General features: G+C 72.9%; 17 protein-coding genes. 8 read left to right on the top strand and 9 right to left on the bottom strand.

Going from position 1 to position 15,790, the window contains the following annotated elements:
* Positions 1 to 17: 17 nt before the first annotated feature.
* Genes AC5L34_RS15435 through AC5L34_RS15425 form a run of 3 tightly spaced genes read right to left on the bottom strand, consistent with a single transcriptional unit; the run spans position 18 to position 8,121 of the window.
* Positions 18 to 1,106, bottom strand: a complete 1,089-nt coding sequence (locus tag AC5L34_RS15435) for a hypothetical protein (RefSeq protein ID WP_494825524.1) — start codon at positions 1,104 to 1,106, stop codon at positions 18 to 20.
* Positions 1,084 to 5,298, bottom strand: coding sequence for a hypothetical protein (locus AC5L34_RS15430; protein WP_494825522.1), 4,215 nt, complete (start codon positions 5,296 to 5,298; stop codon positions 1,084 to 1,086). The genes AC5L34_RS15435 and AC5L34_RS15430 overlap by 23 nt, the downstream gene beginning before the upstream one ends.
* Positions 5,299 to 8,121 carry a phage tail protein gene (locus AC5L34_RS15425; protein WP_494825520.1) on the bottom strand — a complete coding sequence of 941 codons (2,823 nt, stop codon included), beginning with the start codon at positions 8,119 to 8,121 and terminating at the stop codon, positions 5,299 to 5,301.
* Positions 8,122 to 8,408: 287 nt separating this feature from the next.
* Here AC5L34_RS15425 and AC5L34_RS15420 point away from each other — a divergent pair, with 287 nt between their 5' ends.
* The 8 genes from AC5L34_RS15420 to AC5L34_RS15385 all read left to right on the top strand — a co-directional run bounded on the left by AC5L34_RS15420 (position 8,409) and on the right by AC5L34_RS15385 (position 13,059).
* Positions 8,409 to 9,278: a helix-turn-helix domain-containing protein gene (locus AC5L34_RS15420; RefSeq protein WP_494825518.1), complete on the top strand. Its 870-nt coding sequence runs from the start codon at positions 8,409 to 8,411 to the stop codon at positions 9,276 to 9,278.
* A gap of 13 nt (positions 9,279 to 9,291) precedes the next feature.
* A complete protein-coding gene (locus tag AC5L34_RS15415; RefSeq protein ID WP_494825516.1) occupies positions 9,292 to 9,498 on the top strand; it encodes a DUF397 domain-containing protein in 207 nt (68 codons plus the stop codon).
* Positions 9,499 to 9,707: 209 nt separating this feature from the next.
* On the top strand, positions 9,708 to 10,145 hold the full coding sequence (locus tag AC5L34_RS15410; protein WP_494825514.1) for a hypothetical protein: 438 nt from the start codon (positions 9,708 to 9,710) through the stop codon (positions 10,143 to 10,145).
* A gap of 385 nt (positions 10,146 to 10,530) precedes the next feature.
* Positions 10,531 to 10,857: a recombinase zinc ribbon domain-containing protein gene (locus tag AC5L34_RS15405; RefSeq protein ID WP_494825512.1), complete on the top strand. Its 327-nt coding sequence runs from the start codon at positions 10,531 to 10,533 to the stop codon at positions 10,855 to 10,857.
* A 50-nt stretch (positions 10,858 to 10,907) separates the two neighbouring features.
* The gene (locus tag AC5L34_RS15400) at positions 10,908 to 11,126 is read left to right on the top strand and encodes a DUF397 domain-containing protein (RefSeq protein WP_494825510.1); all 219 of its coding nucleotides are present in this window, start codon (positions 10,908 to 10,910) and stop codon (positions 11,124 to 11,126) included.
* Positions 11,127 to 11,486: 360 nt separating this feature from the next.
* Positions 11,487 to 12,344: a peptidoglycan recognition protein family protein gene (locus AC5L34_RS15395; protein ID WP_494825508.1), complete on the top strand. Its 858-nt coding sequence runs from the start codon at positions 11,487 to 11,489 to the stop codon at positions 12,342 to 12,344.
* Positions 12,345 to 12,355: 11 nt separating this feature from the next.
* Positions 12,356 to 12,745 (top strand): hypothetical protein, encoded by a 390-nt coding sequence (locus AC5L34_RS15390; protein WP_494825506.1) that lies wholly within the window; start codon positions 12,356 to 12,358, stop codon positions 12,743 to 12,745.
* Positions 12,742 to 13,059 (top strand): hypothetical protein, encoded by a 318-nt coding sequence (locus AC5L34_RS15385; RefSeq protein ID WP_494825505.1) that lies wholly within the window; start codon positions 12,742 to 12,744, stop codon positions 13,057 to 13,059. Before AC5L34_RS15390 ends, AC5L34_RS15385 begins: the two co-directional genes overlap by 4 nt.
* Before the next feature lie 47 nt (positions 13,060 to 13,106).
* Here the strand turns inward: AC5L34_RS15385 and AC5L34_RS15380 are convergent, their stop codons facing one another.
* Genes AC5L34_RS15380 through AC5L34_RS15355 form a run of 6 tightly spaced genes read right to left on the bottom strand, consistent with a single transcriptional unit; the run spans position 13,107 to position 15,786 of the window.
* Positions 13,107 to 13,421, bottom strand: a complete 315-nt coding sequence (locus tag AC5L34_RS15380; protein WP_494825503.1) for a hypothetical protein — start codon at positions 13,419 to 13,421, stop codon at positions 13,107 to 13,109.
* Positions 13,382 to 13,732 (bottom strand): hypothetical protein, encoded by a 351-nt coding sequence (locus AC5L34_RS15375; RefSeq protein ID WP_494825501.1) that lies wholly within the window; start codon positions 13,730 to 13,732, stop codon positions 13,382 to 13,384. The genes AC5L34_RS15380 and AC5L34_RS15375 overlap by 40 nt, the downstream gene beginning before the upstream one ends.
* Positions 13,733 to 13,743: 11 nt before the next feature.
* Positions 13,744 to 14,175, bottom strand: a complete 432-nt coding sequence (locus AC5L34_RS15370) for a hypothetical protein (protein WP_494825499.1) — start codon at positions 14,173 to 14,175, stop codon at positions 13,744 to 13,746.
* Positions 14,175 to 14,444: a hypothetical protein gene (locus AC5L34_RS15365; RefSeq protein ID WP_494825498.1), complete on the bottom strand. Its 270-nt coding sequence runs from the start codon at positions 14,442 to 14,444 to the stop codon at positions 14,175 to 14,177. The genes AC5L34_RS15370 and AC5L34_RS15365 overlap by 1 nt, the downstream gene beginning before the upstream one ends.
* A 5-nt stretch (positions 14,445 to 14,449) precedes the next feature.
* Complete coding sequence (locus tag AC5L34_RS15360) at positions 14,450 to 14,995, bottom strand: hypothetical protein (protein WP_494825496.1); 546 nt, start codon at positions 14,993 to 14,995, stop codon at positions 14,450 to 14,452.
* Entirely contained in the window at positions 14,992 to 15,786 is a 795-nt protein-coding gene (locus tag AC5L34_RS15355) for a hypothetical protein (RefSeq protein ID WP_494825494.1), read from the bottom strand. Before AC5L34_RS15355 ends, AC5L34_RS15360 begins: the two co-directional genes overlap by 4 nt.
* Positions 15,787 to 15,790 lie beyond the last annotated feature (4 nt).

Below are 15,790 nucleotides of genomic sequence, written 5' to 3'. Positions count from 1 at the left end.
CACAGGGCTACCCCCGCTCATGCTTCGCCGCCGTTCGTGTCCGCGTACGCCCGCCGCAGGGTGTGCCGCATCGCCCCGCCCGGCACCAGCGGCAGCGTCCAGCCGACCTCCAGCCACCGCCGCCCGTTCCACCGCACCACGTCGTAGGCGTCGTGCCGCGGGTCGGCCGGGGTGCTCAGCTCCACCGTCTCGTACACCGTCTGCTGGATGCCCAGCGTCCGGGCGTACACCGTCGCCTGTGCCTGCGACCGCACCTGCACGTCGACCGTCTTCGGCAGCACGAACCCGCGCCGCGCGATCGAGTGCGGCGCCGACGCCGGCACGTCGTACACCCCGACCACCGGTTCCGCGTCCGACCCTGGGTCGTTGCTGACCGCCACGAACCGGTTCGGTGCGTCCAGCAGGCCCGACACCCGCGAGATCGACCCCCGGATCACCCGGCCGGAGGCGTCCAGGTCGATGGTCACCGCCTCGCTGGCCGGGTCGAACGCCCGCCGCAGCCGCAGCAACCCCTGATGCCCGAACCACGGCATGAAGTACCCGCCGGACGCCGCCAGGTCCCGCAGCGCGCTGGCCCGCGACGTGCCGGGCGACCATGAGCTCACCGACGTGAACTCGGTCGCGTCGACCATCACCTCACCGATGGGCAGCCCGTCGAGCAGCCGGGCCACCGCCTGGTCGACGAGCTGGCCGCCCGCGTCGAAGCCGGTCTCCATCTCCTGGTCGACGAGGAACATCTCGTCGAACAGCGTCAGCGGGGACGTCGACCCGGCGCTGGTCACCAGGTCCGCCGCGTCCCCGATCATGTAGCGGCCCAGCGGATACTCCGTCCGGCCCGCATCACCGAGCACCATCCACACCGCGATCCGGTCGGTCACCGGGTTCACCCGCGCGGCGTCGTCCACGCCCAGGGTCAGCCCGGATACCCGCCGCGCGATCGTCGACGTGCCGTCGTGGCTCAGGCTCGGCGACGAGCCCCGCAGCGGCGTCAGCGCGCCCCGGCGCACACCGGTCCGGCCGTCGATCAGGTCGAACCGGTACGACGCCGACCGCTGCCCGAGGTGCGCCGGCAGATCCGGCAGGTCACGCGCGTGCGCAGATCCCAAGGCCATCCACCTCCCACACGTTGCCCTGCGCGTCGGTGAACTGCGTCGTGGCCGCCGGCTGCGCCTCGAAGTCGGGGCTGGCCAGCAGCGGCCCGTCGATGCCCCGGCGCACCTCGGCCCGGGCCACCGTCACCGCGCCGGTCAGCGTCACCGCCAGCCGCCCCGGATCAACCGTCGGCGGCTCGGGCCACCCCTGGTAGGCCCAGAACGCCGTCCAGGTCTGCCCGTCCTCCGACGCCCACCACTGGCCGTAGCCCTCGCCGTCCATCGCGTCGTTGCCATACGTGAGCCGCAACCAGAGCCGCTGGTTGCGCACCACCATGTCCGCAGTGCTGTGGCAGTCGTAGAACCCGTTGCCACCGAAGATGTCGAGGCAGGTCGACACGGCATCGGCGGTCATCCTCCACCCCGACGACGGCTCGCCGCCCACCCCGTCGGAGAGGTACGACAGCTCGGCGGACCACTGATCGCCGGTCGGCCGCAGCTCCATCCGCACGTCCAGGTCGTTGGTGACCGGCTCGTCGACCAGCAGCTCCGCGAACTCCACCGTCGGGTCCTCGTTCGTGCTGCCGGTCGTGAGCTGCGCCCGCACGCCCACCTGGCCGGGATCCAGCAGCACCCCTTGCGACGCGTACGTCTCCCACCGCCACTGGTCCTGCCCGTCCGGCCACACCGCCGCCCGGACCGCCTCGTCCCGCACCTGCAACCGCAGCCAGTACCAGGCCCCGGGCGTGTACGCCAGGAAGCCATCCGTTGGGGTGCGCACCGTCGTGAGGTTCCCCAGCGAGTACAGCGTGCCGCCCGCGGTGAATTCGAGCTTCACGCCCAGCGTGCCGTCGGTCTGCGCCGCCAGCAGAGCCCGAAGGTTGTTCGCCGCGTCGACGTGCCGGGCCACCAGGTACGCGCTGATCGGCTGGCCCGCCGCAGTCTCGTTGAAGCGGAACCGGGCCCGCACGTCGACGTCCCTGCGGGGCGCGTCGACCACGGCCCAGCGCCGGTCCCACAGGCTGATGAACGCGCGGTCGATGGACAGCTTGTGGCTCACCGGGGGCGTGCCGTCCATCTGGACGTTCAGCGCCGCCCGAACACCGCCGGCCGGCGCCGACGCGATGAAGTCGAGCCGCGTCCACGTGTTCGCCGCCAGGTTGACGACGGGCCCCAACGTCGACGACAGGTAGGTGCCCGCCGCGTCGAACCAGTTGAAGCCGATCCGCGCGGCCCTGGCGACCGGGCAGGACACCCTCGCGTGGACCCGGTAGCTCGTGCCGTTGGGGATGATCCCGATGACCTGCTCCGTCTCCGCTCGCACAAGCGCGGCCACCCCGTCCGGGCTCAGCAGCCCGGACGCCGACCCCTGGTACGCCTTCGTCGTGTCCCGCGTGAGCGTCCCACCGAACGCCGTCCAGTTCGCCGCGTTGACCTCGAAGTCCGGGTTCGCGTTCAGCGGTCGCGCCAGCCGGATCGTCGCCTTCTCGGCGGCCACCGAGTAGTCCGCTGGCGCGCCGTTGAGGATCGACCAGCCCGGCCCGAGCCCGGCCGCCACGGTCCGGTCGAACAGGTCGGCGAACACCCGGGGGGCGAGGACGTCGGCCGGCGCCGGCGTGCTGGCCGTGACCGACGAGACGAGGCCCTCGGGCCGCAGGCCCTCGCAGGGGGCGGGCCCGCCGTCGAGCGGCGCTGGCGTAGCCGTCACCTCCACCACGGTCAGCTGCGCCAGGTGCAGGTGGCCGCGGGGGCGGCGCTTCACCGAAGCGCCCGGCACCAGCAGCGTCGACAGCCACCGGTTGTGCAGCTCGTCGCGGACACACACGTAGGGCACCGTGTCCCACGCCAGGTCGCGCAGGCCCTGGAACCCCTTGTCCATCGTGGCTGGCGGCACCGCCGCCGCGTTGACCAGCAGCGTCCGCGTGAACTCGACGCCGCCGCGCTCCAGCGGCCGGAACGCCGTCCGGTAGTCCCGGTCGAACATCTCCTGCAGCTCGACCTGGCTCGCCTCGGGGAACGTGAAGTCCTCGGAGGGCCGCCCGTCCCAATCCATGCAGTAGGCCAGGTTGCCGGCCGGGTTGTGGTTGCTGGTCAGGATCAGCACCCCGGCGTCCATCCTCGTGCCCGTCACGCCCGGCGCGACGATCGTGGCCGCAACCGGAGGCGACCACGGGCCGGCGAGGCCGGTTCGATGCATCATCCGAATGCGGTACCGAGACTCGACGCCCACCCGCGCCTCGTAGTCGTCCACCGCGGTGACGGCCGGCTCGACGACCTTCGCGATGGTCTCCCACTCGTCGGCGGCCATCGCGTCGTCCTGGCGCTGCACCTCGTAGTACGCCCACCCGCCGACCACCGCCGAGTTCGTCGCCGCCCAGGACAGCTGGTGGTAGCGGATGCCGGTCGGGATACGCGCCGCCGGCCGGGGGCAGCCAAGGTCGACGACGGTCAGCGGCTGCACCGCCGGCACCACGGTCAGGCCCGTCACCGCGTCCATCTCCTGCGCCACCATCAGCGTCAGGTCCGCGTTCTCGTCGGCCTGCCCGTCGTAGGTGGCGAACGCCGCCTTGCCGCCGTACCCGGCCTCATCCCACGACGCGGCCGGGCCTGAGTTGGCCGGGTTCGCGTCGGCGCCGAGGACCTGCCACGGCGCTTGACTGTCGGCCGGGCTGGACCATGCCCACCAGGTCCTCCCTCCAATTCCGGCCGACTGGTACGGCGGGTCGAGCTTGACGGTGACCTCCCGCCATCCGTCGGCGATCTCCGGCAGCGCGTCGAACTCCTCGACCGTGATCCGTGCCTGCGGCCCCAGCCGCAGGTTCGTGTTCGCCGGGTTGACCTGCGCCAGCTCCAGCGGACCGCGCGTCTCGGGCAGCCGACGGGCGTAGAAGCGAGCCCACACCCACCAGCCAGCAACGTCCTCGACGAGCTGCTGCGTGGTGAAGCCGGGCGGGGTCGACTCCGACACCGTGGCCACGACCTGCGTCAGGTATCCGTGGCAGCCAAGCTCCGGCTCCGACGTCCCGTTCAGCGCCACGATCGACGGCATCTCGTTGACCGTCGCCACGCTCGGCACGGACCCGGCGCGGAGCGTCTTGCGCAGCAGCACACCCCGGTGGGTCGGGAACGGCGTGACCGGTCCCGCCCGGTCCGCCTTCACCGGCACCGGCGACGCCACCGACAACTGCCCGGCGTACGCCTGGCCGACCGTGAGCGCGTACTCCTGCCCGGGGACCAGATCCACGCCCCCAATCAGCAACCGCACTTCGGCCATCGGGATCTCGTAGTAGTAGCCGCTGATGTAGGACGCGCCCAGCGAGATGTCGACGCCGCCGGCCCCGATCCGGTTCTCCACCCCGTAGGTCACTTCCAAGGCCAGGTAGTGCAGTTGGAACACCGCGCTCGCCGGCGCGACCGCGCTGGTCTGGAGCCGCACGTTGATGTTCGTTCCGCCGGAGCTGTGCAGCGAGTGCAGCCCCGACGGTGGCGGAGGCCCGCTGCTGGCGACCAGCTGTGGGCGCCACGGCCGGCGGCCGCGCTGCGTCGTCGGCGCCGCGGTGGTGTCCCACCACGGGTTCAGCTCCCCCAGGCGGGACCGGCCGATGGCCGTCACGCCATGGTGGACCGCCGGGCCGCTCAATGTCTCGTCCATCAGCCAGTTCACGCCCATCGACGGCCGCTCCAGCCCGAGCGTCACCGCCGGGGCCAGGTCGGCGAACGGGCCGGACATCACGTACAGCACCGACACGTCGAGGATCCGCCGGTAGTCCAGCGCCGCGTGCGTCCTCGACGACCCGGTGTCGAACCAGAAGCGGGCCGCCGCGTTGGGACCGGTCAGGGTGACGTGTCGCGGGTCGGACGGGTTGTGCACCGCGTCGGGCGGCATCGACGCCCCGCCGGCAAGAGCCGCGCCGGGCAGCAGCTCGCCCTGCCGGCACGGGATGACCAGCTTGCGGACCGGCCCCGTGCCTGCCACCGCGTCCGCCGGGTACAGGTTGACCAGCAGTTCCTTGCGGGTCGGCAGGCCCGGCGGCGGCCCTGCCACTGCCAGCCGGACACGCTGCAAGCCGCCGTCGCCCGCGTGCGAATCACGGGCCCGGAAGGTGTAGCCCACCTCGCTGGCCGTGTCGAGCACCACCGCGTCCCCCACGAGCGGCGCCCACTGCATGCCCATCACGTAGGGCCGGTCCGGGTTGTACTCGCCCACTCAGATCGTCCTCACTGTCGTGGCCACGTCCCGCCGGGCCAACGTCTGCAACACGCCCTCGCCGACCGCCCGGCCGGTGTCCAGCGCCTCCTCCCGGGTCGGGACCGCACCCTCGAAGGTCACGCGGATCGAGTCGCGGGCGAACACGATCGACCCCCCGCCGCCGCCGTCCGCGCCGAGCAGCCGCATCAGCCCGGACTGCTCGGCAAGCTCGCGCGCCCGGCGGGGCCGCGTCAGCGGCACCACCACCTCGTCGCCGGCCTCACCGCCGACGAACAGCGTCGGCTGCCGCAGGATCGCGCCGTTCGCCAGCATCGGGATCCTGGGCAGCGAGCCGGGGAGCATCCCGTCGACCTTGGCGATGCCGGAGTTGATCGCGCTGATGATCCGGTTGAGCTGCGACCGGATCGTGCCCGAGATCGCGTCGGCGATCGCGCCCAGCGACGGCACCCTCTTGAGCCCGTCGACGAGCTTCTTCACCAGCGCCGACCCAGCCGACAGGAACTTCCCGGCCAGGCTCGTGATCTTGCCCGGCACGGAGCCGATGAACGACACGATCGAGTTGAAGCCGCTCACCGCCGCCGACTTGGCCGAGCTGACCGCGTTCGTGAAGATCGACCGCAGACGGCTTCCGAGGCTCGCCAGGCCGGAGGCGATCCGGCCCGGCAGCGCCGTCACGAACGACACCGCCGCGTTGAAGCCCGTCGTGAGGGCGGTCCTTGCCAGGGTCACCGCCTGGTTGAACAGGTCACGCAGCCGGCCTGGCAGCGACGCCAGGAAGCCGAGGATCTGGCCCGGCAGGATGGTGACCGCGTAGAGGATCAGGCCGATGCCGATGCCCAGGGCCTGCAACGCCATCTGCGCCGCCGACGTGAACAGGGACCACAGCATCTGCGGGAGGCTGGCCAGGAACGCGCCGATCTTCCTGGGCAGCTCCGCGAACCACGTGCCGATCGACTGGAAGAACCCGACCACCGCAGTCCACGCCGACGAGAACGCGCCGCCGATCGCCGAGCCGACGCCGGCCCAATCGATTCCGTTCAGCCAGCCAGCGACCTGGGCCAGCCAGCCGGCGACGCTGGACAGCGGCGACAGCAGCCACGCCAGCGCCGACGCGATCGCCGACACCAGCGGCGCGACGGCCTGCGCCGCGAGGAACTGCAACAGCAGCGCCGCGACCTTGATGAGCGGCGCCACGACCGCGACCGCCACGGCGGCGAGCTGCGCGACCAGCGCGATCAGCGGCGTCAACGCCACCACGATCTCCACCAGCGGCGGCAGCAGCGACACGATCGTCGGGACCAGCGGCATGAGGGCCTGGACGACCTGCACGATCAGCGGACCCAGCGCGGTGAGGACCGGGGCGAGGGCGGTGCCGAGGGCGGCGACGATCTCGCCGAGCGGCGGACCGAGCTGCGTGAACAACTCGGCAAGCAGGCCGGCGACCGGGGCGAGGACCGCGGAGAGCGTCTGTCCGATCTGGAGCAGGACCGGGCCGAGCGCCGTCACCAGCGGCCCGATCAGCGGGCCGAGCGCCGTCAGGGCCTGCGCGAGGGGCCCGACGAGCATCGTCACCAGCTGGCCGATGACGGGCAGGACCGGCGCGATGGCCAGCGCGATCTGCGCGATGAGCTGGCCGATCGGCCCGAGCGCCGGGGCGAGCGCCTGGATGCCCGTCGACAGGGCTGCGAACACCGGCCCGAGGGCGCCGCCGAGCGCGGCGAGCGCCGGCGCGAGGGCGGACGCGAGGGCCTGCAACGCCGGCACGACGGCCTGCGCGATCGGCAGGAGCGCCGGCACCAGCGAGTTGCCGATGATCCCGAGCAGCGTCATCAGTACCGGCGACAGCCCGGCCGCTACGGTGCCGAGGGCGGTGAACACGCCTTGCAGCGCCGCGCCGCCCTGCGCCGAGGCGAAGAACTCCCGCAGCGTCGCCGTGGCGGCGACCAGGCTGCCGAGCAGCCCACCGGGCCCGGCCGCCTCGGTGGCCGCCTGGAAGACCGACCCGAGGATGCCCTTGACGTTGGCCGCGACCTGTCCGAGCTGGGCGAGCACCCCGGACGCGCGTTCGATCGCCGAGACGGCGGCGCCGCTGGCGGCCATCGCGGACAGCCAGTGCCCGAAGTCGGCCGCCAGGTTGCCGGTGAGCCCGGACAGCTGCGTCAGCGACGGCAGCGCCACCGCGGCGATGTCCCGCAGCCCGGTGAGCAGCGGCCCGGTCGCCACCGTCAGGTTCCCGACCGACACCTTGGCCGTGTCGAGGATCTGACTGAGCACCGACACCGTGGCGGACTCCCGCAGGAACTCCAGCGCCCGCCGCGCCGCCAAGCCATACTCGGCGGCCACCGCCGCCAGGCCGGACCGCAGCGGCCCGGACAGCACGGCGGCGGTCTGCCCGATCTGCCCGACGAGCGGCCCGGCGAAGGCGTCCTGCGACGCGGTGCGGATCTCGTCGAGCGCCGGCTTGACGGCGCGGAAGTCCTGGGCGAGGCGCTGCGCCTGCGGGGACAGGCCCTCGATCGCCTTCTGGAAGGCGGCGGCGTCGTCGCCGGCCGCCGCCTTGAAGGCGTCGCTGAGGCCGGCGGTGGCGATCTTCAACGCGCCGATCGCCGCCGCGCCGACCGCGATCGCGCCGGGGATGGCCAGGGCCGCCCCGCCGACTGACGCGAGCGACCCCGCCAGGCCGACGAGGCTGCTCGACGCGGTGGCAGCGATCGCGCCGATCGCGCCGATCTTGAAAGCCTTCGCCAGCCCCTTGCGCAAGTCCGGACCGAACTTGCTCACGTCGCCGATGATCTCGATGTACGCACGCCCTAGCGCCACGCACTTAGCGTAGATCAGTTTCGACGGCCGCAATCCATCACTGCGACCGTATAGGCCTGCGCCGTTGACCTGCCCCTACGACGAAGGGCTCCGGTGACGCAACCGGAGCCCCACGCCATTCGCTCATCCAGAGCCGGACCCGTCCCGCGCCGGATCTCCGCACAGCGTAGCGACGACGCCGTGAGCGCCGGAAGCCCTCGCGCGTACCGCCCACCGCCCCGTCCGCGTACCCTCACGACAGGCGCGTGCCAGCCTGGCACAGTGCCAATGCTCGGAGGTGCAACCCGGTGATCAGCCCCCTCGCCCGCCGTCTTCGACTCGGCACCGCCATCCGCGAGCTGCGGGACCAAGCCGGGCTCACCGGCACCGAACTCGGCCGCGCGGCCGGGCTGGACCGGACCGCGGTGAGCAAGGTCGAGAACGGCGAGCGCCGGCCGCTCGACACGATCCTCAAGCTCCTCGACGTCCTCCTGCCCGAGAGCGACGAGCGGTACCGCGGACTCCAGCGCGTCGCCCGCGACGGCCTCGCCAAGGGATGGTGGACGAACCTCGAGTACGCCGGAATGGGCGACCGGCAGGCCAAGACCGCCGACATCGAGAGCGGCGCCCGCACCATCCGCGAGTACCAGAACTCGCTGCTTCCCGGCCTCGTGCAGACCGAGGCGTACTCCCGCCACCGGGGCCAGGTCGCGCTCGACGACGGCGCGGATTTCGACCTCAGCGGCACCGTCGCCGGCCGGATGCGCCGGCAGCAGCAGATTTCCGGCCCGGACCGGTCGGAGTATGACGTCGTGCTGGAACCGCAGGCCATCGAGCGGCTGCCCGTGCCGCCGACGGTCATGCGGGAGCAGTTGCAACACCTGCTCACCCTGGCCACGACGAGGGAGAACGTGCGGGTCCGCGTCCTGCCGGTTGACGCCCGGCTCGGTCGCGGGTACGTACCGCGCTCGCCGTTCTCCCTTTACGCCTACCCGGACCCGGAGGACCTGACGCTCGTCGCCGTCGACACCGTGACGGCCGATCTGCTGGTCACCGATCCTCGGGAGGCGGACCGGTACGCGCGGCTGTTCGACCAGCTGCGCGATGCCGCGCTGTCCGAGGAGGACAGCGCAGACCTCATCCAGAAGGCGGTCGACAAGTTGGCCGCCGAAGCCTGAGCAGGAGTCCTCCATGAGCGATCCCACCTTCCGCCACTGGCGGAAGTCCACCCGGTCCGACGGCGGCCAGAACTGCGTCGAGGTGTCCGACGCTGTTGACGGCAGCGTGATGCGCGTCCGCGACAGCAAGGACAAGACCGGCCCTGTGCTCTCCTTCGCTGGCGAGGGCTGGGCCGCGTTCATCGCCGGCGCGAAGGCCGGAGCGTTCGACCTGGCCTGACGTCCAGCAGTCCACACCCGAGGGGTCGGCACCGCACGGTGCCGGCCCCTCGGCGCGTCCGCACCAGACACGCCGAGTCAGTTCCCGCGCGCCCCTTGTGACATCGACCGGCTCCGTGCCATGCTGGCACCGTGCCAGCCGGCACAGTGCTAAACCAGCACGGTGCCAAGCAAGACCAAGATGGAGAACCGCACCCTTGGGGGCATCTCATGGTCCAGGTAGGACACGGTCTACAAGCAGCAGCGCGCACCACCCTGCTCGTCGACGGCGACGTTCCACCGCCGCCGCCCGGCGAGTTCGTCCCCCACGAGGGCTACATCGTGTTCGGCGGCGACGGCCACCGCCGGGCCTTCGCCGACTACGTGCTGGCCGTCCACCGGCCCGGCCGGCGACACCTGGACCTGCGGCGAGGCTGGCTGCCCCGCCTCCAGGTGCAGCGGCGCTGCACCTGGTGCGACGACTCGTGGGTGTGTACCGCCGCCCGGTGGGCGCGGACGGTGCCGGAGGGCCCGGGGGAACCGGCACCGCCGGGCCCTCCGGCACCGCCCGCGCCACCACGGTGGAACAGCCCGACCGCCATCGACTGGCCGATGGCCGGACTCTTCACCCTCGGGCAACGGCGGCGCGGCCAGGGAGTGCGGCCATGACCGTGCGCCTGCCCGACGTCATCCCGAACCTCTCACGCGGCGTCATGTACCGGCACTGCGTCGAGGTCTACCTGCGACACCAGCCGGGCCCGATGGGGACCTGCCTCTGCGGGCAGGTCGGCTGCCGGTCCCGCTACAACGCTTCCGTGGTGATCGAGGCGGCAGGGGTCAACCCCGCCTCGGTCACGGCCGCCGACGCAGCGCCCCAGCTGTGGCACGAGCGGCCCGTCCCGTCCGCCGACCCCGCAGGGGGTGCCGGGTCGGTGCAGGAGCCGGCGAATCCGACGGGCATCGCGTCAGGTTCCGACGCAGCCCGGCCGGCACTGGCCGGGGGGTGGGCAGCACAGCCCCACCCCCCGGCGACTGGACACCATGGGGCCGAACGATGATCCCCGCGCCGGCCCGGGCGGGCCTCGCCACCACTGACGACCCGTACCTGCTGCGGAACCTGATCTGGTGCGGCCCGTGCGACGTGCCGATGCACCCCAACCCCGCGTGGGGGCAGCGCACCTACAAGTGCGGCCTCGGCTGCCGCCGGATCGCGCTGCCCGCCGACGCCATCGAGTCGGTGACCTGGACCGCCGCCGAGCGCCGGGCCACCCTCGACGCGATCGCCCCGCCCTGCCGGCAGTCCGTCCTGGAGCTGCTGCTGGTCAAGGTGATCGTCGTCAGCGACGCGCCCGACGACCTCGCGTTCGTGTGGCGCACCTGATCCCGCCCGGCTGCAACCCGAGCGGCCGGCGACAGAAAGAGGAGCACGTCATGGCCCAGCGACACCTCAACTCGTGGTTCAAGAGCACCAAGTCCGGCCCGAACTGCGACAACTGCGTCGAGATCAAGTTCATCGGCGGCGGCAACGTCGAGCTGCGCAGCAGCCGCGACCCGCAGGGCCCGACGCGCGTCTTCGACGCGGGCGAGTGGGACGCCTTCATCGCCGGCGCGAAGGCGGGCGAGTTCGACATCCCCGCGCACGCCCGCTGACCGTCTCACCATGAACACCCGCCGGCCGCTGCTTCCCGCGATGCGGCGGCCGGCGGGCCTCAGCCCGCGCTACCGAGTCCCCCCCCCCCCCCCCCCCCCCCCCCCCCGTGTCCTCGGTCGCGCGGTCCGAGCGGGCCCGCTGCGCAGAACACGACGCAGCCGCAGCGGGCCCGCTCCCCCAGGCCCGAGCAGGCACGCCTTTCCGTCGTTGGACGTGCCGCTCGCGGGGCGGGCGGGTCGTGCTCACAAAGCACCAGCGACCCGCCCGCCCCACCCCAGCCCGGACCGCGCGCCGCACGACGGCCCGCTACCGTAAGACCTGTCCCCCGACAGCTAGTTCGAGCTGTTGGAGGGTCACCCGTGGACATCATCAGCCGCGCCGAATGGGGCGCCCGGCCACCTGAGTCCCGCTCCACCGTGCCCTGGTCCAAGCGGACCGTCTTCATGGGCCACTACTCGGCCGCGAGCGCGACGCAGACGCCCCGCCAGATCCAGGACTTCCACATGCGGGCCCGGAACTGGAGCGACATCGGCTACAACTTCCTCATCAACTCCGTCAGCGGCCTCATCTACGAGGGCCGCGGGTGGACGACGGTGGGCGCGCACTGCGCCGGCCACAACACCGAGGCCATCGGCGTCTGCATCATCGGCAAGGACCAGAAGGGCCGCCAGGACGTCTCCGACGCCGCCCGCCGCGCCTTCAAGTGGCTCTACGAGGAAGCCAACGACCGCAAGGGCAAGCGGCTCACGCTCCTCGGCCACCGCGACCGCGGGTCCACCGAATGCCCCGGCGACGAGATCTACTCCTGGCTCAAGGCGGGCCTGCCCATCGTCGGGAGCCCGACGCCGCAGCCGTCGCCGAAGCCCCCGGCCGGCACGAAGCCCGCGCCCGGCACGCCGGTCGCGTTCCCGTTGCCCGCCGGCTGGTACTTCGGGCCGGCGTCCGGTCCGGACTACTCGGTGTCCGGCAAGCACGAGCGCTACTTCCGGGGCCGCACTGACCGGGCCTGGCTCAAGGACTGGGCCACCCAGCTCGGCCGCCGGGGCTGGTCGGTCGGCAAGGGCCGCCGCTGGCTCGGCGGGGCCGGCAACGACGGCATCTACGGCCCGGAGTACCGCGCGCTGATCCTGGCCTTCCAGGACGACCAGGGCCTCCGCGAAGACGGCCTCCTCGGCGTCAACACCTGGAACGCCGCCTACCGCAACCCGGTCAGCTAGGGCCGGCCGCAATGAAGCCCGAGTGGATCGTCGCGTTGCTCGGCGGCGGGTCGATCGCGGGCGTCGTCATCGACCGCATCTTCACGTGGCTCGTCGGTCGGCGCAAGGAGAAGGTCGCCCTCGCCGACTACGGGACACAGATCGCCGAGCGGCTGCTGGGCCGCATGGACGCCCAGCTCGCCGGGGCGGAGACGAAGCTCCAGCTCGCCGAGACGCAGATGGCGGCCGCGAACCTGACCATCGCACAGCTCCGCGAGGAGCTGGCCATCACCGGGGGCGAGGTCGCCCACCTCCGGGCCGAGCTACGGGCCCGCGAGGTCGTCATCGCTGAACGCGACCGCTTGCAGGTCGAGAACACCCAGCTCAAAGCCAAGATCGTCTCTCTCGGAGGCCACCTGTGACCGCACCCACCCAGACCCGCCACCCGTGGCGGGCGACCGCCCGCACGATCTTCGCGGCAACCGTCGCCGCGCTGACGCTGCTGCCGACGATCGCCGTCGCCGGCGGCATCGACACCTTCCCCGCCGTCGCCCAGGTCGTCGCCGTCGCCGCCGCAATCACGCGTGTGCTCGCGCTGCCCGGCGTCGAGGACTTCCTGGAGCGGTTCCTGCCGTTCCTCGCCGCCGCCCCGGTCGGCGACGAGCCGGCGGCCCCGCCGGTCCCGCCGGCACCGCTGCCGACCCGCACCACGTTCCGCGACAACGACTTCCGCTGACCCGCCGACGCGAGGAGGGCGCCCCCACCCGGGGGCGCCCTCCTTCGCTATCTGCCGGCCGCGCGCTGCATCCCGCCCAGCGCCCGAGCGAACGACTCGTCCGTCTCCTCGTCCGACCACTCCTCGCGGCCGTCCAGCTCCGCCGACGGCGGCGGGGCCTCCAACGCCTGCCGGAACTTCGCCACGTCCTTCTCGGTGCCGCCCTCCACCCACCAGGCGTAGATCACGTCCAGCAGCGACGGCAGCGGCAGGTCCAGCGGTTCCCGGCCGGTACGCAGCAGCATCGTGCCGTGGAACTCGGGCCAGCGCTTGACCGCCAGGGTCAGGAGTCGCTGCCCGACCCAGTAGGGCGGGCCGACCACTCCTCGACGACGTGCGTGAAGATCCCCATGGCGTCGGAGAAGTCGAACTCGTCGTCGGTGTCGAGCAGCCGCTTGCGGAACACCCGCAGGCTCATCGGATCCAGCGTCTGCTCGAAGAAGTCGAGCACCGCCGCCACCTGGTCCTCCTGCGTGCGGCTCGTCGACGCCGCCGCCACCAGGTACGCCAGCTGGGCATCCTTCGGCGCCCGGCACGTCATCTTCACCTTGTCCAGCTTGAAGTCGACGTCGTGCAGCTTCTTGCCGTCGCCGGCCTGCTGCGCGACCTTCGCGCTGGTCGTGAACTCCCTCATCGTTTCCCTCCCTAGGAGCGGACGAGCCGGAACCCCGCCGGCACCGCCACCTCTTCCATCGCTTCCCGCAGCCACGGCTGCGCCCTGGTGCCCGGGTGGTTCACCAGCGTGGTGAACACGACCTGGCCGCCCGTCTCGAACCGGAGCACGCCGCCCGGCCGCCGGGGCCGGATCTGGTGCGGCTGGGTGCCGCCGTGCACAGCCGCCGCGTACTCCACGTCGTTGGTGACGAACCCGTAGACCTGGCCGCGCCGCACACCGACCTCTTCGCGGTGCGCCGACCGCAGCCGGCCGGTGTCGACCGGGCACTTGAGCACTGCCCGGGTTCGGACCCGGCGGGCCACGCTCCGGACGAACCGCAGCACCGGCCCGACCGGGCCGGTGAGCAGCTGCCGCATCTCCCCCGCGAACAGCTCGACCCGCGCGTTGACGCGCACCGCCATCAGCGCCGCCGCGCCCGTCTCGCGGTCGGCTCGCCGTCGACGTCGCCGGCTGCCGCGGTGGCCGGCGGCTCGTCGACGTCGCCAGCCGGCTCGCCGCCGTCGACCACCACGGCGGCCGGCTGCCGGTCGCCGTCGTCCAGGACCTCGTACCGGCCGGCGTCGACGAGCGTCGCCAGCCGCGCATCCCACGGGACGTGCCGCACCTCGCCGTCGGCGACGCCGGGCATCGCCGTCAACGCCCGCACCGTGACCTGCTGACCCTCGCGCATCGCCTTCACTCCTTCTCGCACACGCACACGTTCGTTTGCACCGCGACCAGGACCTCCTGGCCGACGCAGCCGCCGGACGGCCCGACGCTGGACTGCTCGCCGATCCACACCTCGTCGACCGCCGGCACCTTCCGCAGCTCGCACAGCACCGCCCGCCGGATCCGGCCGGCGTCGTCGGCCAGCTCCGCCGCCGACTGCTCCAGCTCGGCCGCCGTCGGCGGGAACCCCTGGTCGTCCGGGGTCGGCGCGCACCGGGCGGTGCCCGCCCCCAACTCCACCGCCCAGAACGCGCCCGGGTCCGCGCCGTCGTCGAGGGGCGTGCCCCGCCCGTTCGGGAACTCACCCGCCAGCACCGGGTACGTCCGCACGATCCGCACCCACGCCTGGCCCTCGCAGCACGAGTCGATCGCCACGTCCCGGCCGGGCACCACCGCGCACACCGCCGGGGCGCCGCCGAGCGCGTCGGCCAGGGCCTCCCCGATGAGCTCGCGCAGCCGCACCGCGACCGGCCAGGCCACGTCGTCGGCGGGTGCCGGCACCGGCTCCGTCACGACGTCCTCCGTCGGCCGCGGTTCAGGTCCGGCGACCACACCACCGTGTCGCGGGGCAGCCGGTGCGGGTTCACCACCCGCAACCACTGGTCGACCTCGGGCAGCCCGGTCATGCCGTCCTTGGCGAGCTGCGCCGGGTCGACGAACGTCTGCTGCACGCCCTGCCGCACTAGCGACTGCACCCGGCGAGGCAGCCGGCACGAGTTGTCGGCGGTCAGCGCCTTCGCCACCTCGGCCGCGTACTGCCCGGCGGCGATCCGGCCGCCGGCCGGCACCTCGACGCCCCGCTGGTAGGTGACCGCCCACGCGCCCGGCTGGTCGTCGGCGGCCCTCAGGTCCTGCGAGGCCGGCCACTTCTCCCCGTCGACGCGGACCAGCCACCGCCGGTTGTGGACCACGTACGCCGCCGCCGGCAGGACCTGCCCGTCGATGAGCACCTGGGTGACGGCGTGGACCGGGCCCGGCAGGCTCACCTCCGTCCCGGGCGGCAGGCACCCGCAGGACCAGTCGGCGCAGCCGCACAGGCTGATGAGCAGGCTCCCGTACGGCAGCGCGCCGGCGTACGTCAGCGGCAGCCACCCCTCCCGCCACCACTGGTCCCGGTCGTCGCGCCGGCACGGCCGCACCGTCGACGAGCACAGGCCGAAGCGCCGCCCGGACAGCGCCCACAGCACCTCTGTGGCGAGGTCCGTGGCCGTCGTCCGGACCGCCTCGTCCAGCTCCGTCCAGCCCTTGAGGTAGGCCGTGTTCAGCGGCCAGGAGCACGGGCCGGTCCGCACCGGCTGCGTCACGGCG

Source organism: Micromonospora sp. ZG13 (assembly GCF_059359355.1).
This window is presented reverse-complemented; position numbering and strand designations above follow the sequence as displayed.